Below are 21,165 nucleotides of genomic sequence, written 5' to 3'. Positions count from 1 at the left end.
CAGCACCAGGGAAGCACATAATAAAAAGCGGACACCGGAAATGCCGGTCGAGAAGCTGAAGTAAAAAGCGGGGCGATTGCCCCGCTTCGTTTAATCAGATACCGAATTAACGGTATTTCTTGTGATACGTATTGCGGGTATCAATGAACCCTTTGGCGGCGTCCTGCGCCTCTTTCACTTTGCCTTCGTTAGCCAGTTTCAGCGCGCCGTCAATCTGCCCGACCAGCACATCAAAGCCGTGACGATAATCTTTCATCTCCGCGCTATCTGCCGCTTTACCTTCCAGTTTCGGCGGCGTCGCTTTTTGTGCATCCAGCGCAGCGGTACGCATTTTGGTTAATGCATCTTTCATCTCGCCAGCGTCGCTGGTTTTCTGCACCACTTTCAGATTGTCATTCAGGGTGCCCATATCATCTTCGAGATCGGCGGCGAACACCGACGATCCAACAAACAACGATGACACAGCAAGGATCGCTAACAGGTTTTTACGCATTGCTCACTTCCTTTTTTTATTATTCACGCTAAAGGCGCAACTCTGTGCGCCACGGAGTTATTGTCCGGCGATTTTCATCTCCGGGAGTAACACTGAACCACACTGAATATTGCTACGGTGTTCGATATCGTCACCAACGGTAACGATATTACGCCACATATCTTTCAAATTTCCTGCAATGGTAATTTCGCTCACCGGGTACTGGATTTCACCATTTTCTACCCAAAAACCGGACGCACCGCGCGAATAATCACCGGTAATGCCGCTCACGCCCTGGCCCATCAGCTCGGTGACCACAAGCCCGGTGCCCATCTCTTTTAGCATCTGTTCAAAGCTCAAGCCGCGTCCGGCAATGCGCCAGTTATGGATACCGCCCGCATGTCCGGTGCTTTTCAGCCCCAGCTTACGCGCGGAATAATTGGTCAGCAGCCACTGCATCAGTACGCCATCTTTCACGATATCGCGGCGTTCGGTACGCACGCCTTCGCTGTCGAACGGTGAAGATGCCAGCCCTTTAAGCAGGTGCGGATGTTCTTCAATAGTCAGCCACTCTGGCAGGATCTGCTTGCCAAGATAGTCCAGCAGAAACGTCGATTTGCGGTAGACAGAACCACCGGCAATCGCCCCCACCAGGTGACCAAACAGGCCGGTCGCTACTTCGTGGCCGAAAATGACCGGCGCTTTCATGGTCGGCAGCTTGCGCGGCGACAGGCGGGACAACGTGCGACGCGCACACTCTTCGCCCACCCACTCCGGCGTTTGCAGTTCGTTAATATCACGGCTGATGGTGTACGCGTAATCGCGCTCCATGTCGCCATTCTCTTCGGCAATCACGCAGCTCGACAGCGAGTGGCGCGTGGAACAGTAGCTTTGCAGCATGCCGTGGCTATTACCGAAGACTTTAATGCCGTAATGGCTATTGAAGCTGCCACCTTCGGTATTATTAATGCGTTTATCCGCTTTCAGCGCCGCCTGCTCGGCGCGCGCGGCCCATTCGATGGCTTCATCCGGCGTCACTTCCGCCGGGTGGAACAGGTCAAGATCGGGTGCCTCAAACGCCAGCAGATCTTTATCTGCCACGCCCGCGTAAGGATCCGGCGAAGTGTAACGCGCGATATCGAGCGCCGCCTGTACGGTGCGGGCAATCGCGTCCGGGCTGAGATCGGTTGACGAGGCGCTGCCTTTACGGTTCTGGTGATAAACGGTTATCCCCAGAGCCCCATCGCTGTTAAATTCGACATTCTCCACTTCGCCGTAGCGCGTGCTCACGCCGATCCCGGTGGTTTTGCTGACAGCCACTTCCGCACCGTCCGCTTTTCCGGCAGCTAATTCCAGCGCTGTGGAAACCGCCTCTTCCAGCGTTTTGCGTTGTTGTGCAACTTGTGTGATTACTTTCATTGCCAATGCCATAATTAAGGGAGAGATTCTTTGAAGTCTAACAGAGAACCGTTTTTCAGTGCGCGCCTTAACTGGTAACATTAGCCTCTTTTTTTAAGGAGCCTGAGATGACAAAGCAGCCCGACGACTGGCTCGACGACGTGCCCGGTGATGATATTGAAGACGAAGATGACGAGATCATCTGGGTCAGTAAGAGTGAAATTAAGCGCGATGCTGAAGAGTTAAAGCAGCTCGGCGCGGAAATGGTCGATCTTGGTAAAAACGCGCTGGATAAACTCCCGCTCGACCAGGATCTGCGCGACGCTATTGAGCTGGCGCAGCGCATTAAGAAAGAGGGTCGCCGCCGTCAGTTGCAGTTGATCGGTAAAATGCTGCGTCAGCGCGATGTCGATCCGATTCGCCAGGCGCTGGATAAGCTGAAAAACCGCCACAACCAGCAAGTTGCCTTTTTCCACAAGCTGGAGCAGATCCGCGATCGCCTGATTGAAGAGGGTGATGATGCGGTGCCAGAGGTGCTGAACCTGTGGCCGGATGCTGACCGCCAGCAGTTACGTTCGCTGATCCGTAATGCGAAAAAAGAGAAAGAAGGGAACAAACCGCCGAAATCCGCGCGTTTAATCTTCCAGTATCTGCGTGAACTGGCTGAAACCAGCGAGCAATAATCTTTCTGCATTATCCCTCTCCTGCGGGAGAGGGCTTTTCCCACTTCCCTTTTCCTGTTTCATTTATTCCCTTCTTAATGCGATCAAAATTTAGCTGAATCGTTAAAGCTAAAAACGTTCTCTATCACATATTTATCACGCATATATCTTTCATTTCATAGATAAATGCGATCAATATCAGCTATTTTCATTCTCATCCTCGCTCATTTTCACCAAATGAAACGGATCACATTTTCTCCCCTGCGCAAAACGTAGATTTCAGCCGTGGTGCAAATAATCGATTCAGCTAAAAAGGACGAAATGATGAAAAAAACCGTAATGCTTTCCGCACTTGCCCTGCTTGTATCTGCTCCGGTAATGGCGAAAACCTGGGTGCTGACAAGTGCTGAAGGCGGCGTTGAGCAGGGAAACTGGCGCATCAGCAGCGATCAGCTGAACATCAAAGATCAGCAGTTCAGCATTGAGCAGGTGGTACTGCATGGTGGCAAACAAGAGGGCAGCAAAGTTATCAAACTGAGCAGTAAAAACGGCCTGACTATCGCACTGAGCCCGACGCGCGGGATGAATTTACTCTATGCAGACGGTTTTGGTGTGCATATGGGCTGGAATTCACCGGTAAAAGAGGTCGTTAACCCGGCATTCATCAACCTAGAAAGCCGCAACGGACTCGGCTGGCTGGAAGGTTTCAACGAGATGGTGGTGCGCTGCGGTTACGAGTGGACCGGCCATCCGGTAACGGCGGACGGACAGATTTACACCCTGCATGGCAAAGTGGGTAACACGCCCGCTTCGCAGGTTTCCGTCGATGTTAGCGAAACGGCACCCTATGAAATTCGCATTCGCGGATTAGTGAAAGAGAGCACCTTCAAAAAAGCGGATTTGCAAACGGAAATGGAGTTGCGCTACATTCCGGGCAGCAACAGTTTCAGCCTGCATGACGTGCTGACCAACCATGCTGACTATCCGCACGATTACCAAATCATCTACCACAGCAACTTCAGCAAACCGATCCTTGAACAGGGCGCGCGCTTTATTACGCCGTATGAAAACGTCAGCCCGTTCAATGATTACGCTAAAAAGGGGCTGAAAGAGTGGCAAACCTACGCTGGGCCAACCAAGGGCTTCGACGAAATGGTGTTTAATATCAAGCCGCTGGCCGACGCCAGTAAACAGACTGTCGCGGCACTGCTCAACAGGGCCGGAGATAAAGGCGTGGCGATCAGCTATAACACTGAACAGTTGCCGGTGCTGACGCTGTGGAAAAATACCGACACGGAAAAACAGGGCTACGTCACCGGTATCGAGCCGGGCACCAGCTACGCCTACCCGGTGACCATTGAGCGTGAACAAAAACGCGTGAAACAGTTGCAACCAGGCCAGAGCACCCGCTTCGATTTAACCTATACGTTGCTGCACAACAGCGGTCAGGTGGCTGAAGTAGAGAAACGCGTGCAGGAAATTCAGGGCAGCAAAACCCCGCAGTCGATTGAAACGCCGATGGCGAAAGAGTAACGCGCAGGCATAAAAAAACCGCGCCAGGTTTCAGGCGCGGTTTTTTATTCGGCTTATCTAATCAGGCGCTTTCAGCAGCGAGTTGCGCTTTTTTCGCCAGTCCGTCCAGCAGTTTCTGGTGGATACTGCCAAACCCGCCGTTGCTCATCACCAGAATGTGATCGCCCGGCTGGGCGCTTTTGACAATCATCTCCGCCAGCGTATCTACATCCGCACTCCAGTACGCAGGCTGTACGCAGGCATCCGCCACTTCCGCCACCTGCCAGGGAATATGCGGCGGCTGCAGCAGGTACACTTCGTCGGCACGTCCCAGCGACGGAGCCAGATCGGCTTTGCAGATGCCCATTTTCATGGTGTTTGAGCGTGGCTCCAGCACGGCGATAATTTTCGCGGTGCCGCCCACTTTCCCGCGCAGCGCCGCGAGGGTTGCCAGGATTGCCGTCGGGTGATGGGCAAAGTCGTCATACACGGTCACGCCATTGGCTTCGCCACGCAGCTCCAGACGTCGGCGCGCATTGATGAAAGAGCCCAGCGCGTTCGCCGCATCTGCCGGGGCAACACCAACATGACGCGCAGCGGCAATCGCCATCAGGCCGTTATGCATGTTGTGCTCGCCCACCAGACCCCAGTTCACCTGGCCTACGCATTCGTTATCCAGCCACACTTCCCAACTGGAGGCGTCAGTATTCAGTTTTTTCGCCTGCCAGTGGCCCTGCTCGCCCACCAGCTCCTGCTCGCTCCAGCAGCCCATCGCCATCGTCTGTTTCAGGTTGATGTCGTTTTCCGGCCAGATGATTTTCCCCTGCCCCGGCACGATGCGCACCAGGTGGTGGAACTGTTTCTGAATCGCTTTCAGGTCATCGAAAATATCCGCGTGGTCAAACTCAAGATTATTGAGCACCAGCGTGCGCGGGCAGTAATGGACAAATTTGGAACGTTTGTCGAAGAAGGCGCAGTCATATTCATCGGCTTCAATCACGAAGAACGGGCTCTCACCCAGACGCGCGGATACATCAAAATTGCCCGGTACGCCGCCAATCACGAAGCCCGGTTTGTAACCGCAGGCTTCCAGAATCCAGGTCGCCATGCCAGCGGTGGTGGTTTTACCGTGCGTACCGGCAATGGCGACAACCCAACGGTCGCGCAGCACAAAGTCATGGAGCCATTGCGGGCCCGACATAAACGGAATGTTCTTTTCCAGCACCGCTTCCACACAGGGATTACCGCGCTTCATCACGTTGCCGATGATGACCAAATCCGGCACCGGATCGAGCTGGCTGGCGTCATAACCTTCAATCAGTTCAATCCCTTGATTCTCAAGCAGCGTGCTCATCGGCGGATAGACACTGTCGTCCGAGCCCGTTACCTGGTGTCCCAGCGAGCGCGCCAGCATTGCCAGCCCGCCCATGAAAGTGCCACAAATCCCCAATATATGAATGCGCATACGTCGTTATCCTTTCTTAAACTGGCGCACATTTTACTCATATGTTTACGCACAGAGAAATGCATTTCAGGATAATCCGCATATAGCTGGCGCGATTCACCTGTGCGCGAGCTTTTGAATGTTTGTTAGTATTGTTACAGGACCTTCGCGTTTTCGTTTGCGAAAGCTCTGGCTGTTACGGCGTCGGCTGTTTACTATCCGGAACTTGCTGTGAGCAGCAACCTGAAAACCACAGGCTACAATCGCTTTACTCCATCATGAAAAATGCAGGGAAAGTGTTATGAAAACGTTAGGTGAATTTATTGTCGAAAAGCAGCATGAGTTCTCGCATGCAACGGGTGAACTGACTGCTTTGCTGTCGGCGATAAAACTGGGCGCCAAGATCATTCATCGCGATATCAATAAGGCCGGTCTGGTCGATATCCTGGGTGCAAGCGGTGCTGAAAACGTGCAGGGCGAGCAGCAGCAAAAACTCGACCTGTTCGCGAACGAAAAACTGAAAGCCGCACTCCGCGCCCGCGATATCGTGGCTGGCATCGCCTCTGAAGAAGAAGATGAGATCGTCGTTTTCGAAGGCTGCGAGCACGCAAAATATGTGGTGCTGATGGATCCTCTGGATGGTTCCTCCAACATCGACGTTAACGTCTCCGTCGGGACAATTTTCTCCATCTATCGCCGCGTAACGCCAGTCGGCACGCCGGTCACCATGGAAGATTTCCTGCAACCGGGCAACAAACAAGTCGCCGCCGGTTATGTGGTTTACGGTTCGTCCACCATGCTGGTTTACACCACCGGCTGTGGCGTACACGCCTTCACTTACGATCCGTCACTTGGCGTGTTCTGCCTGTGTCAGGAGCGTATGCGCTTCCCGGATCGTGGCAACACGTACTCCATTAACGAAGGCAACTACATCAAATTCCCGCAGGGCGTGAAGAAATACCTGAAGTTCTGCCAGGAAGAAGATAAAGCGACCAACCGCCCTTACACCACGCGCTACATCGGCTCGCTGGTAGCGGATTTCCACCGTAACCTGCTGAAGGGCGGCATCTACCTCTACCCAAGCACCGCCAGCCACCCGGAAGGGAAACTGCGTCTGCTGTACGAATGCAACCCGATGGCGTTCCTCGCGGAACAAGCGGGCGGCAAAGCCAGCGACGGCAAAAACCGTATTCTGGATATCCAACCGGAAAGCCTGCATCAGCGCCGTCCGTTCTTTGTCGGCAACGAGCATATGGTGGATGACGTAGAACGCTATATGCGTGAGTTCCCGGACGCGTAATCAGCCGGGCAAAACGAGAAAAGCGCCACGATTGTGGCGCTTTTTTTTAGCATACGAAGGTGCGTTTGACGCGCTCGGACACCACAAAATAGGGGATCCAAATCGCCGCGCTTATTACGCTACGAACCAGTGAGCTTACGGTATCGTAGACATACGGCACATCAAACACCTGATGCGCCAGCCATACATCTACGCCATGAAAGGCAATCCATAACAGCAGAAAACCAATGTAAAAACGCGGAAGCAGCCGTTTCTTGCGAAAGAACAGGCTCCCGACGAAGACCGTGTAGGCGAACATTACCCCGTAGAATACCAGTTCGAAAACGAGCATCCCTTTTTGTCCACCAACGAGCACGCTGTAATGCTCCATCACCACTTTGAGCGTCGCGCTGAAAGAGACAATCACGCTGAGCAGCGACAGCACCAGCCCAATAGCAGGAACAAACAGCCAGCCGCGAATTTTTTTAAACTCGCGCGCCTCACACTCCGCGCAGAAATCACTCTCTTTCAGCGCTTCCTTATCGCATTGAATACAGATTCCCATGTCGTTGCCTTTCGTTATCCCTGCGTCTGTAAACGGAATGAAGCCATTGCCTGCAACAATTCGCGCGACTGCTCTTCCAGCGAACGGGTCGCCGCAGAAGATTGCTGTACCAGCGCCGCGTTTTGCTGCGCGGTTTCATCCATCTGGCTGACGGCGATATTCACCTGCTCAATACCGCGGCTCTGCTCCTGCGACGCATTGGCGATTTCGCGCATCAGTTTGGTCATGCGCAACACTTCTTCGGCGATTTCGTCCATCGTTTCGCCGGCCTGCATCGCCAGATCGCTGCCTTCAGACACCTGCGCCTGCGAGCTGCTGATCAGCGCCCGGATCTCTTTCGCCGATTCGGCGCTGCGGCTGGCAAGGTTACGCACTTCACCGGCTACGACTGCAAAACCGCGCCCCTGCTCACCCGCGCGCGCCGCTTCAACGGCGGCGTTCAGCGCCAGAATATTGGTCTGGAAAGCAATGGCGTCAATCACGCTAAGAATGTCGGCAATGCGATCGGAACTGGCGGAGATATCGCGCATTTTTTCAATTACATAGCAGACCATTTCGCTGCCGCGATCGGCGGTATCGGAAACCGTCTTCGCCAGTTTGTGTGCCTGTTCGGCGTTGTCGGCGTTCAGTTTCACCGTGGCGGTGATCTGCTCCATGCTGGCCGCGGTTTGCTCCAGCGATGTGGCGGTCGATTCCGTACGCTGCGACAAATCGATGTTGCCCGCCGCCAGTTCACGGCTGCCGGTATCAATTTGCGAGCTGGCATCACGCACGCGGGTGACCGACCCCACCAGCGACTGGCGCATCTCTTCGATGGCCGCATTCAGCCGGTTAAATTCTTTGCTACTGACGTCGGTTTTCAGATAGGTCAAATCCCCTGCCGCTACCTGTTCCAGTTGCTGAATAGACGTATCCAGCGGCTTGAGCAGTAAATGGCGCAGCGCCAGCCAGGCCAGTACGATGATCCCGGCCACCAGTAACGCCACCACCAGAATCAGTAGCATAACGCCGTTTTTGCTGCTCTGAACGGCGCTCACTTCCGCTTTGCCGCGCACTTCGCCCCATTTCTGGAAAGCCTGCATGTCGTTGTCGAACTGGCGGGAGATAGGGATAAGTTTGTTTTCCAGCAGATCGTAATAGGCATCGGCGCTCTGTTGGTTGAGCGCATCCTGCATCGGTTTAATGCCCTGATTGACGTAGTCGCCGTAGCTTTTCGCTAACGCCGCCAGCAGTGCAGCACCTTGTTCATCATCGACGCCCGCCTTAATCACACCAGCAAGCGATTGCTCACCGAGTTCGATTTCGCCATTGATCATTTTTACCGATTTGGCGGCATCGTCCAGCAAACCAACTTCCATCATGCGCACGGCCTGACCCGCTTCATTACGCGCACGCAGGATCAGCGTGTAGCCTTCGCTCAGGCGCGCCATCTTTTCGCCCTGAAGCTGGCTAATTCGCTCCAGCGATGAGGAACTTTTATTGAGTGCATAAACTCCGATGCCGCTAACCAGCAGCAGGAGAAACGTCATAACAGCCAGCAAAGAAAGTAAACCAGTACGGATCGAAAGCGTTTTAAGCATGATGTGAATCCCGGTAGCAGCGATACTTTTTGGCGTAAATTAAGCCGATTCGTCAGTTATCGACCGCCACCGGAATTACTTTAGGGAAAAATAGTCATTTCAATATGTTATTACTTTGTTGCCGTTGTGCTAACGCGTGTAACAGGTGAGCTTTGGCGGTTCTCCCACAGCACCGTTAAGCCACGTTGCAACGCGATAAAAATAAACAACAGGATGCCAATGGCAATCTTGGTCCACCATGAACTGAGTGTGCCGTCGAAGTTAATATAGGTCTGGATAAGTCCCTGAATACCCACGCCAAAAAGCGTACCCAACACGGTGCCGACGCCGCCGCTAAGCAACGTGCCGCCAATCACCACCGAGGCGATAGCATCCAGTTCACCCCCCACGCCTGCCAGCGCGTAACCGGCCTGGGTGTAAATGGAGAAGACAATCCCCGCCAGTGTCGCAAGACCAGTCGAGAGCATATAGATACGAATGGTGGTACTGCGCGTTGAGATACCCATCAGGTTCGCGGAAGTGGCATTACCGCCAATCGCGTAGACTTCGTTGCCAAAGCGGGTGCGGTGTGCGAGGAAAATACCGATCACCACCACGAATAACATCAGCAGCCCCATCGCGCTCAAACGCCCGCCGCCGGGGATCATCCACGCCAGGCTGGAGAGCGAATCATAGACCGGGTGATTAATCGGAATCGACTCTTCCGACAGCAGGTAGCTGACGCCGCGCAGGAAAAACATCCCCGCGAGGGTGATGATAAACGCCGGGATTTTTAACGCGTCGATCATAAGCCCCATAAACGCGCCAAACGCGGTGCCCATCAGCAGAATCAGCGGGAACGCCAGCAGCGGCGAGATGCCCCAGTCGCCAATGGCTTTCGCCAGAAAAACCCCGGTAAAGGCAATCACCGAGCCGACGGACAAATCAATGCCGCCAGAGAGGATCACGAAAGTCATACCAACGGCAATAATCCCCAGGAAAGCGTTATCCGTCAGGATGTTGCAAATCACACGTGTCGACGCGAAACCGGGAAACTGCGTCAGGCAGTAGAGGTAGCCGAGCACAAACACGCCCAGCGTTATCATCAGCGGTAAATTACGTTTTATCATGACCGCGTACTCCTTTAATCAGCGCGATAAAGCGCGGCGACTGAACAATCAGCACGCACATCACCACCACCGCTTTCACCACCTGGTTGAGTTCCGGCTGGAAACCGGAGAGCAAAATGCCGGTGTTCATACCCTGAATAATCAGCGCGCCCACCACCGACAGCACAAGATTGAAGCGCCCGCCCATTAGCGAACCGCCGCCGATCACCACCGCCAGGATCGCGTCCAGCTCCAGCCATAGCCCGGCGTTGTTGGCATCCGCGCCGCGAATGTCCGCCGCGACAATCACCCCGGCTATCGCCGCGCACACGCCGCTCAGCACATAGGTCAGCATCACCACAACACGGGTATTCACACCGGCGTTTTTCGCTGCGCGAATGTTGATGCCTACCGCTTCAATGAACATGCCGAGCGCGGTTTTGCGCGTGAACAGCCAGAACAGCACCAGCGTAACCAGCGCGATAATCACCGGGGTGGGAAACAGCAGCAGCGAACCGCTGCCCAGCCAGGCCAGCGACGGGGCGTTAAAGGTGACAATCTGCCCCGAGGTGATCAACTGCGCGACACCGCGCCCGGCGACCATCAAAATCAGCGTGGCGACAAACGGCTGGATCTTCAAAATCGCCACCAGAATGCCGTTCCATAAACCGGCCAGCACACCGGTGCCGATCGCCGCCAGCAGTACCACCGTCAGGCTGTGTCCGGCGACCGTTAACGACGCCGCCGTCGCACCGGCAATCGCCATCACCGCCCCGACCGACAGATCAATACCGCCGGTGGCAATCACCAGCGTCATACCAATGGCCAGCAGCGCCACCGGCGCGGCACGGTTAAGAATGTCTATCGGGCTACCGAACAGGCGACCATCCTGTAACACCACCTGATAAAAATGCGGCGCGACCAGGCTATCCACCACCAACACCAGCAGCAGCGCTATCAACTGCGGCGTTCCGGTCGGCCAGTTAAAACGGCGCTTTGGCGGCGTCGTTTGGCCAAGTGATTGAGGCATCACACTCTACTCCTTACGCCGCAATGGCATTCATGATCGCCGGAACGGACAACTCAGCGAGCGGGATCTCCGCCACCTGTTTACGATCGCGCATGATAATCACCCGATCCGCATAGCCGACCAGCTCTTCCAGTTCGGACGAAATAACCAGCAGCGCAAGGCCATCGGCACAGAGGGTTTCGATCAGGCGAATGATCTCCGCATGCGCCCCCACATCGATACCGCGCGTGGGCTCATCGAGGATCAGGAATTGCGGGCGCGTCAGCAGCCAGCGTGAAAGCAGCACTTTCTGCTGGTTGCCGCCGGAAAGAAATTCAATCGGCTGCTCGGCGCTCGGTGTGCGAATGCCAAGCTGGCGAATGAAACGCTCGGCAATCGCATTCTGCTCTTTGCGCGGGATCGGCCGCAGCCAGCCGCGCTGCGCCTGCAACGCCAGCACAATGTTTTCCCGCACCGATGCGGCGGCGATAATGCCGTCGGTTTTACGGTCTTCCGGGCAAAAACCGATGCCCAGACACGAAGCCTGGTGTGGCGAACGTAAAGATTGCGACTTGCCTTTGATGGTCGCGCTGCCGCTGTCGGCGGGTTTAATGCCAAAAATCACTTCGGCGGTTTCGGTACGCCCCGAGCCTAGCAACCCGGCCAGACCGACAATCTCACCGGGGCGCACTTCCAGATCGAACGGCGCGATCACCCCTTTTTTGCCGTAACCATTGAACGCCGCCACCGGTTTTTCACTCAGTAGCGTGCGCCCGGCACGTTGCAGGGCGTTGCTTTCCAGCTCACGGCCCAGCATCATTTTGACCAGTTCGATTTGCGGCAACTCACTGGTTGGTTTGCAACCGACAAAACCGCCGTTACGCAGCACGGTGATGCGGTCGCTGACTTCATACACCTGATCGAGAAAGTGGGTAACGAAGATCAAGCTGACGCCCTGATCGCGCAACTGGCGCATCAGGGTAAACAGCATCTCCACTTCCTGGGTATCGAGGCTGGCGGTAGGTTCATCAAGGATCAGCACCTTGGCGGAGAGATCGATAGCGCGGCAGATTGCCACAATCTGCTGCATCGCCACCGAATAGCGGTTAAGCGGCTCGCGCACATCCAGTGAAAAGCCGTAGGATTCCATCAGTTCAGTCGCGCGCTTTTCCATCTCTTTACGACGCAATAAACCAAAACGCCGGGGTTCGCGACCAATGAATAAATTATCCGCCACCGACATATTCGGCAGCAGGTTGACTTCCTGGTACACCGTCCCGATGCCAAGCTGCTGGGCGTGGGCGGTATTTTTCGGGTTGATTTGCTGGCCTTCCAGCCAGATAGCCCCTTTATCGGCGTGGTAAACGCCGGTTAACGCTTTAATCAGCGTCGATTTTCCTGCACCGTTCTCCCCAAGCAGGGCCATGATTTCGCCGCGGCGCAAGCTGAAATCCACGTTATCGAGCGCTTTTACGCCGGGAAAAAATTTACTTAAGCCTTCAGTACGCAGGATTTCCTGGTGTGCTTCCGCGTTCATTGTTGACCCCTTACACATTTACCCTCTCCCCGGCGGGGAGAGGGTTTTTGCGACTCAGTAACCCATGTTTTTCTTTTTCTCTAACTCCTCTTTCGCCGTATCCGGCAGATAGAGCGTCGATTTGGTAATGGTCAACTTCGGCGGCAGGGTGCCGTCTTTTTTGTATTTCTCCAGCGCGTCGAATGCCGGGCCTGCCATATTTGGCGTCAACTCAACGCTGGCATTCGCTTCGCCGTCGATCATCGCTTTGTAGATATCCGGCACACCGTCAATAGAACCGGTAAGAATGTCTTTACCCGGTTTCAGACCCGCTTCTTTGATGGCCTGAATAGCGCCGATCGCCATGTCATCGTTGTGGGCGTAAACCATGCAGATGTTTTTGCCGTTGTTTTCCGCCTTGATAAAGCTCTCCATCACCTCTTTACCTTTACTGCGGGTAAAGTCGCCAGACTGAGAACGGATGATTTTGATGTTAGAGGCTTTCGAAATGGCTTCGGCAAACCCTTTCTTACGATCGATCGCCACGCTCGCACCCACGGTGCCTTGCAGCTCAACGACGTTACACGGTTTGCCATCGACCGTTTTCACCAGCCAGTCACCAATCAGCTTGCCTTCAAGAATGTTGTCGGCGGTCACCGTGGTCATGTAGAGCGATTTGTCTTTGACATCGATGGAGCGGTCGAGCAAGAACACCGGGATTTTGGCGTCTTTGGCTTCTTTCAACACCGGCTCCCAGCCTGTTGCCACCACCGGCGCAATAAAGATGGCGTCAACGCCCTGGGCGATGAACGAACGCACCGCTTTGATTTGGTTTTCCTGCTTCTGCTGAGCGTCAGCAATCTTCAGCGTAATGCCGCGCTTGCTGGCTTCGCTTTTGGCGACGTTGGTTTCAGCGGCTCGCCAGCCGGATTCAGATCCGACCTGCGAAAATCCTACGGTTAACGGGGCGGCCATTGCCATAGACGACATGGCTGCCGAAACTGCTGTGACAAGAAGTAAGCGCTTCCACATAAGAGCATCCTCGAGGGTTATTGTTGGCTACAACTTCACCTGCGGGAAAACTATAGACAATCGAGGATGTAACAGAATGCGTTACATCACAAATCGGAAAAGTGAATGAATTGTTGATGACCAGTTGCGATCTGGCGCGCGAAAAGCGCGGTTTTAATTCACCTCATTTATCCATTGAAATTGCAGAAATTTACTGCGTACGGATTAGAACGAAATTTCGCTGTAATCGGTTACACAAAATTATTGATGATGCTGCTATGGTTATGGATAAAACGGTCATAAATGGCGTGTCAGAAAGCGTCTGAAAAAGTGTGAGTAAGTTAAAACAGCCCAAGACATTCACCGCCAGTTGGCTATAATACCCGGCACTTGTTTGCCACACATTTTAAAGGAAACAAACATGAGCTTACTGAACGTCCCGGCGGGTAAAGATCTGCCAGAAGATATCTACGTTGTTATCGAAATTCCGGCTAACGCTGACCCGATCAAATACGAAGTCGACAAAGAGAGCGGCGCGCTGTTCGTTGACCGTTTCATGTCCACCGCGATGTTCTATCCGTGCAACTACGGTTATATCAACCACACCCTTTCGCTGGATGGTGACCCGGTAGACGTGCTGGTGCCGACGCCGTACCCGCTGCAGCCTGGTTCTGTGATCCGCTGCCGTCCGGTTGGCGTGCTGAAAATGACCGACGAATCCGGTGAAGATGCCAAACTGGTTGCCGTACCGCACACCAAACTGAGCAAAGAGTACGATCACATTAAAGATGTGAACGACCTGCCGGAACTGCTGAAAGCGCAGATCACCCACTTCTTCGAGCACTACAAAGATCTCGAAAAAGGCAAATGGGTGAAAGTGGACGGCTGGGACAACGCTGAAGCGGCGAAAGCTGAAATCGTTGCCTCTTTCGAGCGCGCAGCGAAGAAGTAATCCGTTTTAGTGAAAAAAGCCCCGGTGCGCGTAATGCGACCGGGGCTTTTTTTCGTCCAGGCTTTGTGAGCTGCCGGTTTAATGACTCTGCCTGAGCCAGGCAGAGATCGGATTAAGCGGAACGCGCGTTGGCCACCTTACGCTGGCCGGGTTTTATGCCGCCAGGCAGAGAACGCCAGCACAATAACCGTGCTCAGCACCCGCTCCGGGTGGAAATAGTCATGAGTGATATTCACGCTCACACCTGGCGGTATTTGCGGTGCCAGCAGAAATTTATGCCCGGCGACAAACAGGCTAAACAGCGCCACGTTACCCAGCGCAGCCCCCAGGCTTCTTACCACAATCCGCTGCGCGGAAAAACGCTGCCGGGCATTTTGTCGTAGCATCAAAAGCAGTATCAGCAAGCCAGAAAAAGCGAACAGTAGACCGTTAATCAGCGTCGCCAGCATAGCGGCGGAAACGGAGGTCATTACCAGCCCGGCACGCCCCCAGAAAAAGTGGAGGAAAGGGTAATAAGTGAGGTAGCCAAAACTAAAGAGACCCGCCAGCAGCAGCGCTGCGGCAACTACCCAGGCTGTCTTACGTAACATGTTTCTCGTCCTTACTCGGCTGAAAAGAAAAACCGCGCCAGCGGCGCGGTTCTCTAAGTGTGATTACTTCTGGTACTGCTCGCGGTCGAGCCAGTTACCGCTCTCGATCAAGGTTTTTCCCTCAACCGAACGCTGGTAAACATACATCCAGGCGCTGCCATAAGGCGTCTGGATCAACTGGCGTTTGTATTCACCGCCCGCGGTGCGCAGAGCGTCCAGCTCACCGAGCGTTGCTGCGTCGATACGATAAACTTCGCCCTTGACGCTTCCTTCACCGGCTACTGCGCCCGGATAGTGCCCCAGACTATACAGCTGATGATTTTCGACACAAAAGTCCCCCAGCCACTGAGCATTGGTCATCCAGTGGCTGTTGCCCTGCTTGCGTCGTAAACTGCCGTAGACAAATATTCGCATTGCTAAAACTCAAACTGATAGAGCAAATCTAGTGCCTGATCTACGCCAGACACCGCTTCAAGATACAGCTTAGGCATCAGGCGATAACGTAACGTGAGAGTCGCCAGTGAGTCAAAAATTCCTACACCATATTTTACTTGTAGACCCGGTAGCACATAGCCGCTGACCACCACTTGCGAGGAGTCGCCGACGCCCTGGGTGTCCAGCGCCAGATTGCTGACGCCAAAAGTCTCGCCGATTTTACCCACAACCTGCCCACTTTGTGCAACCCCTAAGCCGATCAGCATCGATGTCATCGCCGCACTGTCGCTCTGTTCGCTCTCCAGCCCCTGACCACGTAGCAGGTACGAGAGCGCTTCTTGTTGCGACATCGCCGGATCGGAGAAAATCTCCGCTTTCGGCTCATCGGCGGTGCCGGTGACGCGAACCCCGGCAATCACATCGTTTTCTGTCGATTCCGGGTTACGAATCGCTTCGATATTCAGCATCGGCTGATCCGGCGGCCCGGAGAACAGCAGTTCGCCTTTACGCACCAGCAAATCCTGGCCGTAAGCATGGAAACGCCCTTCCGGAATGTTGATCTGCCCGTTCAGGCCCAGCCCCTGCTTATCCTGTGCGACTTTCAGATCGCCCGTCAGCCGCGCTTTCAGGCCGAATGCATTGAGCCGCACGTTGTTGCCGACATGCACCGTCAGGTTGCTGTTGATCGGAATCGACGCGCTTTTTGGCTGCTCAGGCTGCAAGTCGTTATTCAGCATCACTTCATCACTGGAGACACCCACCGCGCTTTCCGGTAAGTCATGCACCACAATGCGCGCCCACGGCACATCCACGTTGCCATCCAGCGTAAACAGGCTTGGCGTCGCCTCAAATACCACATCCGGCGAGACATCCAGGCGCACCATCGGCGGCACGGTAATGCGCACTTTGCTGCCTTTCGCCGCCACGCGCGCGCGCCAGTTATCGATTTGGCTCCAGTCGGCGTCGCCGCTCAGATTGATCTGCCCCTGCCCGGTACGCACCACGCCCTGCAAGGTCGAACTCATGCCGTTGAAATTCATCGCCAGCTGGCTGGGCTGCATATCAAACGGCATAAAGTTGCCGTCAATGTCCAGCCCGTTCAGCCCCAGTTGCCCGAACAGCTGTGGGCTTTGCACGTTGCCGCCAAGACGTAAACTGGCATTCAACGTACCTGCCGCTTTCTCGCCCCGGCTGAAAATGGCGTTCGCCATCGCCAGCGAGAGGTTGCGAATATTCACGTTGCCGCCCAGATTACGCCGCCCTTGCGGATCGGTTACCTGCACCTGGCCATCGAACTGGCCGTTATTGGTCAGGCGGATCAACCAGCCGAGATCGGCCCGGTTATCGCGCAGTTTTGCGTTGAGATTGAGGGTGTCAAACGCGAGCGGCAGCGGCGCGTCGTTTACCACCTGCGTCACTTTCACACCGCGCCCGGCGAGCGTCACTTCACCTTGTGGCAGCCCCGCTTTGGTGGTGTCCCAGCTGACATCCGCTTTACCGCTAAACACGCCGCTTGCTTGCGTGGTTTCCGGCATAAAGGGTTTCAGCATCGCCAGGTCGAAGCGGTTCAGGTTCACGACCGCACGCCCTTCTGCGCCTGCGTCGATGGTTTGCGGAATGCAGAGTTCGGCGTTCGGGTTCAGCCAGCAGTGCGGGCCGATAGCGATTTTCTGCTCCTGATTGCGGTAATCCAGCGTTACCGGGCGGTTAATCGACCACGGGCCAACCGGCGTGGCAAAGCGCGTATCGCTCAGTGTCCCTTTCCAGCGCTGCTGCTGGCGGTCAAAACTGCCCGCCAGATTAAGCTGGCCGGAAACCGGCTCGCCCTGCACGCGCAATTGGAGTTTATGCTGTTGCTCATTGCCGTCCGCCGCCAGGGTCACCAGGCTCAGGTTCACGCCTGGCTGGGCAATGCGTTCCACGCGCACGTTCAGTTTGCCACCAATCTGGTCGCTGGATTTGACATCGCCTTCCACGCGCACGCGAGCCACGGAAAGATCCTGCCAGCGCAGGTTATTGGCGGTGATATCCGCCAGCGCCTGCGGCGCATCCACCGTACCGCGAATTTTCACCAGCCCTTTCGCCGTGCCGCCCAGACCTGGCAGCGCGTTATTCAACCCCGGCGCATCAATCGTGGCATCAAGGTTGAGATCTTTAACCCCCAGTTCGCCTTTAATATCGGCGCTGTTTTTCCCCAGTTCCAGGTGCAGGCCGGGGATCGTCCACTGCAAATAGCTGTTGCCTTTTAGCTGCCCGTCAACGTTGACCTTGTTCTGCTTCACGTTGCCGCTCAGTTTCAGCTCCGGCACCTCCATTTGCCAGCTGCCGCCATACAGGCTGCCGCGCGTTTTGATCAGGCCATTCAGTTTCGATGGCCACTCCGGGAAGGCTTTCGCGGTATCGATATCTTTCAGCGTTAATTCACCGCGCCAGCTAATCGCTTGCTGCCAGTCGAGCAGCGCTTTTAACTCGGTTTTGCCTTCCAGCGCCGCAATAACCAGTTTATCGAGGTTCAGTTGCTGTTCGTTGCCCTTACCATCAAGCGTAATGGTCGCAGGCGGTACATTCTGGCCTTTCACTGCCGTGCGAAACGACAAAACATAGTCGGTCATTTTGCCGGTAAGCTTCAGGTTCAGGTCATCAGCCTGGTACTGTTTTTCCCCGCTAAACGGCCAGTAAAGCTGCTTGCTGGTTATCTGCAGATCCAGCGGCAAACCGGCTTCGGCCAGTTGCGTTTGCGCCCGCAGATCCATGTCGACCGGCCCGGAGAGATTGACGCCAACGTCGAGTTGCTTACGCATTTCGCCGCCGACTTTCAGTTTCACTTTCTCGCCTTTCAGCGGATCGATATTCAGCGTGGTATTGAGCGTAATATCTACCGGCCAGGTATCGCGCAACTGGGCGCTACCGGTGGCGCGCACCTGGCCCTGATTAGAATCCACATTCAGCGCGTCAAGCTTCATCTGCCCGTCGATACTGCTTACTTTCAGCAACAGGCTGCGCACCAGAATGTCGGTATCGCCGGTAAGACGCAGTTGTTCGCCGCGAAACTCTTCAATGTTGAGATTGAGCGGCAGATGAACATCGGTCATTTCCGGCAGCAGCGGCTTTTCAAACAGCGCTTTTAGGGTTTCGCCGAGCGGTTTTTCCTGCGGCTGCGGGTCCTGGATTTTCGGTTCAACGACCTCTTTTTGCGCCACATCGGCCACTTTCGGCAGCGCAATCAGCAGCCCTTGTAGCGATGTCGGTTTCAGCGTCAGGTTTTTCTCCTGCCAGTTCAGACCGGTGCTGAAATCCATCACCGAAACGGTGGTGTCGTCGATTTTGATATTGACATTGTTGAGCGCCACCCGGCTTAGCGTTATCGGGTATGGCGTGGAGAGGTTCAGCGGCCCGCTCTCTTCCTCTTTTACCGGTGCGGCGGGCGGCATTTTTTTGCTGTCGATAACGACATTGATATCTTTCAGTGACAAATCGTTCACGCACAGGCTGCTGTCGCGCAGGCAGCCAAGCTTCACCGCCAGGTGCACTTCGCCCGCGTTCACCGCCACGCCCGGCTGGGTAAAACGGATATTTTTTAACGTCAGATCGCGCCAGCCGCCAGTCACCTGGCTAATTTCCAGCCCCGGCACCCAGCGGTTGGCCGCGTTAAATAACAGATGCAGCCCGCTGGTAGTGCCCACCAGAAAGACCACGGTGCCCAGCACCAGCAGGATAAACACCAGGACGCCGAGGCTGATTTTCTTCCATAAACTCATAATTCCGGCCCCAACCCGATGTAAAACTGTAATCCGTGTTCTTCTTTATCACCGACCGGTACGGCGAAATCGAGCTTGATAGGCCCGACCGGCGACTCCCAGCGCACGCCAACACCCGCGCCGGTTTTCACATTACTGCGGCGGATATCGCTCACCGCTTCGCCGCTATCGACAAACGCCGCCCCCCACCATTTGCCGGTGACGTTGTACTGATACTCCAGTGAACCGGTCGCCAGTTTGGAGGCACCAATCAGCTTGCCGTCATCATTTTTAGGCGCGATAGATTTGTATTTGTAGCCGCGAATACTGCGATCTCCCCCGGCGAAGAAGCGCAGATCCGGCGGCACGCGCTCAAAGTCCCCGGTTTCGATCCAGCCCAGATTGCCGCGCATGACAAAGCGGTGGCGATCGTAAAGCGTGCGGATCCAGACGTTTTGCGCCTGTAATACCAGGAAGTCGACATCCGATCCCCAGGCGGTATTCGAGTAATCCACCGAGTAGCGCTGCGAATCCCCCCAGGTTGGCATCAGGCCGCCGCGCGAGCGGGTACGGCTGATCATCACGCCAGGGTAAAGCAGCATGGTGGTGTTGGTCACGTTCGCCTGGGTAAAGTGATCGAGGCTCCAGCGCAGGTTAATAGCGCGCTGCCAGCCGCTGGAGAGATCCCAGTAGCGCGACAGCGCGAGCGTGGTGGAATCCGCTTCGGTATCGTTCAGATCGGTACGCTTAAAGCCGCCCTGCACCAGGTAATATTGCTCAAGCGGGTTTTTCAGCAGCGGCATCTTGTAGCTGAAATCAAGCTGCTGTTCCGGCGCGGAGATGCTGGTGCTGGTGGTCAGGCTGTGGCCGTAGGAGTTCATCCACGGCTTTTTCCATGTTGCTTTGACGCGCGGCCCGACGTCGGTCGAGTACCCCACCCCGGTTTCAATGGTGTTTTCCGTGCGCGGCGATACCACGCCTTTAAGCGGCAACACTTTGGTTTTACGCGCTTTATCAAACTCTGGCGCGACCACCACCGAATTAAACCAGCCGGTGGCGGACAGGCGGCGGTTTAGCTCTGCCAGATCCTGCGTCTGGTAATAATCGCCTTTGTGGAAAGGCACCAGGTTTTGCAGGTATTCGTCGCGGATTTGCGAGCCTTCAAACGTCACCGTACCAAAGCGGTAACGCTCGCCGCTGTCGTAATCGATATCCCAGAACGCCTGGCGGCGCTCAAGGGCAATACCAAGCTGGCTTTTAAGAAACTGACTGTCGAAGTAGCCTTTACGCAGCGCCACGCTGGTGAGCGATTTTTTGAAATTGTCGTAATCGTTATGGTGCAGCACCGTGCCGATAGCGGGGCGTTTTTTGAGTAAGTCGAGATAATCGCGGTCCGTACGCGCGCCACCGCGCAGGATCACGCTATTGCCGCCAATGCGCACCGGTTCACCGGCCTGCACGCGCGCAATCAGCACCTGACGCCCTTTCGCCGGTGGCGGGCGCAGTTCGAAATCGATGGTGGGTTCGTAGTAACCTAAGGCTTTTAACCCTTCGCGGATGGCGTCATCCACGCGCGCCTGAAAACGGCGGTCCGGGGTCACTTCATCACTTTCAATGGTGGACAACTGGGCGCGCACGTTTTTTTGCAGCTCCCCGGTTAGCCCCTCCAGCTGCAATCGCACATTGGCGGCGAAAGCCGTTTCGCTCACCAGCAGTAAAGCGGCAAAACATAACAGACGGATCTTTGGCACGTTCTCTCCTGAATATCCTTGTTCCCACCCCTGGAAGGAAACGTAAGCGCAGCTCCGCGCTGAGCCAGGTTTTGCCTTACGACAGAACACAAGCCGATAAAAACCCGTTAACACAGGTTGAAAAACAGACGACTACCCCAAAATTTCTTATGTTTAAATCTAGT

Annotated in this window: 17 protein-coding genes; 4 read left to right on the top strand and 13 right to left on the bottom strand. The window is 55.1% G+C overall.

All coding sequences use genetic code 11. From position 1 onward, the window contains the following. Positions 1 to 106 precede the first annotated feature (106 nt). The gene (cybC, locus tag H650_RS16695; RefSeq protein WP_020456284.1) at positions 107 to 493 is read right to left on the bottom strand and encodes a cytochrome b562; all 387 of its coding nucleotides are present in this window, start codon (positions 491 to 493) and stop codon (positions 107 to 109) included. Between the two features lie 57 nt (positions 494 to 550). After that, the gene (pmbA, locus tag H650_RS16690; protein WP_044489553.1) at positions 551 to 1,903 is read right to left on the bottom strand and encodes a metalloprotease PmbA; all 1,353 of its coding nucleotides are present in this window, start codon (positions 1,901 to 1,903) and stop codon (positions 551 to 553) included. A gap of 95 nt (positions 1,904 to 1,998) precedes the next feature. Between pmbA and yjgA the strand changes: the two genes are divergently transcribed. Both yjgA and H650_RS16680 read left to right on the top strand, forming a co-directional pair. Further along, on the top strand, positions 1,999 to 2,553 hold the full coding sequence (yjgA, locus tag H650_RS16685) for a ribosome biogenesis factor YjgA (protein ID WP_017459116.1): 555 nt from the start codon (positions 1,999 to 2,001) through the stop codon (positions 2,551 to 2,553). 303 nt (positions 2,554 to 2,856) lie between these two features. Further along, positions 2,857 to 4,065, top strand: a complete 1,209-nt coding sequence (locus H650_RS16680; protein WP_020456282.1) for an aldose 1-epimerase family protein — start codon at positions 2,857 to 2,859, stop codon at positions 4,063 to 4,065. Positions 4,066 to 4,126: 61 nt separating this feature from the next. Here H650_RS16680 and mpl read toward each other — a convergent pair whose 3' ends face one another. Beyond that, entirely contained in the window at positions 4,127 to 5,509 is a 1,383-nt protein-coding gene (mpl, locus tag H650_RS16675; RefSeq protein WP_020456281.1) for a UDP-N-acetylmuramate:L-alanyl-gamma-D-glutamyl-meso-diaminopimelate ligase, read from the bottom strand. A 280-nt stretch (positions 5,510 to 5,789) separates the two neighbouring features. Here mpl and fbp point away from each other — a divergent pair, with 280 nt between their 5' ends. Further along, the gene (gene fbp / locus H650_RS16670) at positions 5,790 to 6,788 is read left to right on the top strand and encodes a class 1 fructose-bisphosphatase (protein WP_020456280.1); all 999 of its coding nucleotides are present in this window, start codon (positions 5,790 to 5,792) and stop codon (positions 6,786 to 6,788) included. Positions 6,789 to 6,834: 46 nt separating this feature from the next. Here the strand turns inward: fbp and H650_RS16665 are convergent, their stop codons facing one another. From H650_RS16665 to ytfQ, 6 genes are all read right to left on the bottom strand, one after another. After that, the gene (locus H650_RS16665) at positions 6,835 to 7,332 is read right to left on the bottom strand and encodes a DUF2569 domain-containing protein (protein ID WP_020456279.1); all 498 of its coding nucleotides are present in this window, start codon (positions 7,330 to 7,332) and stop codon (positions 6,835 to 6,837) included. A gap of 14 nt (positions 7,333 to 7,346) precedes the next feature. Further along, positions 7,347 to 8,912: a methyl-accepting chemotaxis protein gene (locus H650_RS16660; RefSeq protein WP_020456278.1), complete on the bottom strand. Its 1,566-nt coding sequence runs from the start codon at positions 8,910 to 8,912 to the stop codon at positions 7,347 to 7,349. 110 nt (positions 8,913 to 9,022) lie between these two features. Continuing rightward, complete coding sequence (gene yjfF / locus H650_RS16655) at positions 9,023 to 10,021, bottom strand: galactofuranose ABC transporter, permease protein YjfF (protein ID WP_020456277.1); 999 nt, start codon at positions 10,019 to 10,021, stop codon at positions 9,023 to 9,025. Further along, positions 10,008 to 11,033: a galactofuranose ABC transporter, ATP-binding protein YtfT gene (gene ytfT / locus H650_RS16650; protein WP_161796292.1), complete on the bottom strand. Its 1,026-nt coding sequence runs from the start codon at positions 11,031 to 11,033 to the stop codon at positions 10,008 to 10,010. The genes yjfF and ytfT overlap by 14 nt, the downstream gene beginning before the upstream one ends. A gap of 10 nt (positions 11,034 to 11,043) precedes the next feature. Then, entirely contained in the window at positions 11,044 to 12,546 is a 1,503-nt protein-coding gene (gene ytfR, locus H650_RS16645; RefSeq protein WP_020456275.1) for a galactofuranose ABC transporter, ATP-binding protein YtfR, read from the bottom strand. Between the two features lie 54 nt (positions 12,547 to 12,600). Continuing rightward, positions 12,601 to 13,557 carry a galactofuranose ABC transporter substrate-binding protein YtfQ gene (gene ytfQ, locus H650_RS16640; RefSeq protein WP_044489552.1) on the bottom strand — a complete coding sequence of 319 codons (957 nt, stop codon included), beginning with the start codon at positions 13,555 to 13,557 and terminating at the stop codon, positions 12,601 to 12,603. 400 nt (positions 13,558 to 13,957) lie between these two features. Between ytfQ and ppa the strand changes: the two genes are divergently transcribed. Next, positions 13,958 to 14,488 carry an inorganic diphosphatase gene (ppa, locus tag H650_RS16630; protein ID WP_020456272.1) on the top strand — a complete coding sequence of 177 codons (531 nt, stop codon included), beginning with the start codon at positions 13,958 to 13,960 and terminating at the stop codon, positions 14,486 to 14,488. Positions 14,489 to 14,625: 137 nt separating this feature from the next. On the opposite strand, the gene H650_RS16625 is transcribed toward ppa, so the two are convergent. The 4 genes from H650_RS16625 to tamA form a co-directional block, all read right to left on the bottom strand. Continuing rightward, the gene (locus H650_RS16625) at positions 14,626 to 15,078 is read right to left on the bottom strand and encodes a hypothetical protein (protein ID WP_020456271.1); all 453 of its coding nucleotides are present in this window, start codon (positions 15,076 to 15,078) and stop codon (positions 14,626 to 14,628) included. A gap of 63 nt (positions 15,079 to 15,141) precedes the next feature. Then, the gene (locus H650_RS16620; RefSeq protein WP_020456270.1) at positions 15,142 to 15,492 is read right to left on the bottom strand and encodes a gamma-glutamylcyclotransferase family protein; all 351 of its coding nucleotides are present in this window, start codon (positions 15,490 to 15,492) and stop codon (positions 15,142 to 15,144) included. Positions 15,493 to 15,494: 2 nt separating this feature from the next. Beyond that, positions 15,495 to 19,271 (bottom strand): autotransporter assembly complex protein TamB, encoded by a 3,777-nt coding sequence (gene tamB, locus H650_RS16615; RefSeq protein WP_020456269.1) that lies wholly within the window; start codon positions 19,269 to 19,271, stop codon positions 15,495 to 15,497. Next, the gene (gene tamA / locus H650_RS16610; protein WP_020456268.1) at positions 19,268 to 21,001 is read right to left on the bottom strand and encodes an autotransporter assembly complex protein TamA; all 1,734 of its coding nucleotides are present in this window, start codon (positions 20,999 to 21,001) and stop codon (positions 19,268 to 19,270) included. Before tamA ends, tamB begins: the two co-directional genes overlap by 4 nt. Between the last annotated feature and the right edge of the window lie 164 nt (positions 21,002 to 21,165).

It is taken from the genome of Enterobacter sp. R4-368 (assembly GCF_000410515.1).
GTDB lineage: Bacteria > Pseudomonadota > Gammaproteobacteria > Enterobacterales > Enterobacteriaceae > Kosakonia.
The sequence above is the reverse complement of the archived record's forward strand: the minus strand, read 5'-3'. Positions and strand labels throughout refer to the sequence as shown.

Bases quoted from the DNA above. Each gene is read 5' to 3' on its own strand.
- fbp (WP_020456280.1), top strand. From the start codon at position 5,790: ATGAAAACGTTAGGTGAATTTATTGTCGAAAAGCAGCATGAGTTCTCG.
- yjgA (WP_017459116.1), top strand. From the start codon at position 1,999: ATGACAAAGCAGCCCGACGACTGGCTCGACGACGTGCCCGGTGATGAT.
- H650_RS16620 (WP_020456270.1), bottom strand. From the start codon at position 15,492: ATGCGAATATTTGTCTACGGCAGTTTACGACGCAAGCAGGGCAACAGC.
- H650_RS16625 (WP_020456271.1), bottom strand. From the start codon at position 15,078: ATGTTACGTAAGACAGCCTGGGTAGTTGCCGCAGCGCTGCTGCTGGCG.
- ytfQ (WP_044489552.1), bottom strand. From the start codon at position 13,557: ATGTGGAAGCGCTTACTTCTTGTCACAGCAGTTTCGGCAGCCATGTCG.
- H650_RS16680 (WP_020456282.1), top strand. From the start codon at position 2,857: ATGAAAAAAACCGTAATGCTTTCCGCACTTGCCCTGCTTGTATCTGCT.
- H650_RS16665 (WP_020456279.1), bottom strand. From the start codon at position 7,332: ATGGGAATCTGTATTCAATGCGATAAGGAAGCGCTGAAAGAGAGTGAT.
- pmbA (WP_044489553.1), bottom strand. From the start codon at position 1,903: ATGGCATTGGCAATGAAAGTAATCACACAAGTTGCACAACAACGCAAA.
- H650_RS16660 (WP_020456278.1), bottom strand. From the start codon at position 8,912: ATGCTTAAAACGCTTTCGATCCGTACTGGTTTACTTTCTTTGCTGGCT.
- cybC (WP_020456284.1), bottom strand. From the start codon at position 493: ATGCGTAAAAACCTGTTAGCGATCCTTGCTGTGTCATCGTTGTTTGTT.
- ppa (WP_020456272.1), top strand. From the start codon at position 13,958: ATGAGCTTACTGAACGTCCCGGCGGGTAAAGATCTGCCAGAAGATATC.
- yjfF (WP_020456277.1), bottom strand. From the start codon at position 10,021: ATGATAAAACGTAATTTACCGCTGATGATAACGCTGGGCGTGTTTGTG.
- tamB (WP_020456269.1), bottom strand. From the start codon at position 19,271: ATGAGTTTATGGAAGAAAATCAGCCTCGGCGTCCTGGTGTTTATCCTG.
- ytfR (WP_020456275.1), bottom strand. From the start codon at position 12,546: ATGAACGCGGAAGCACACCAGGAAATCCTGCGTACTGAAGGCTTAAGT.
- mpl (WP_020456281.1), bottom strand. From the start codon at position 5,509: ATGCGCATTCATATATTGGGGATTTGTGGCACTTTCATGGGCGGGCTG.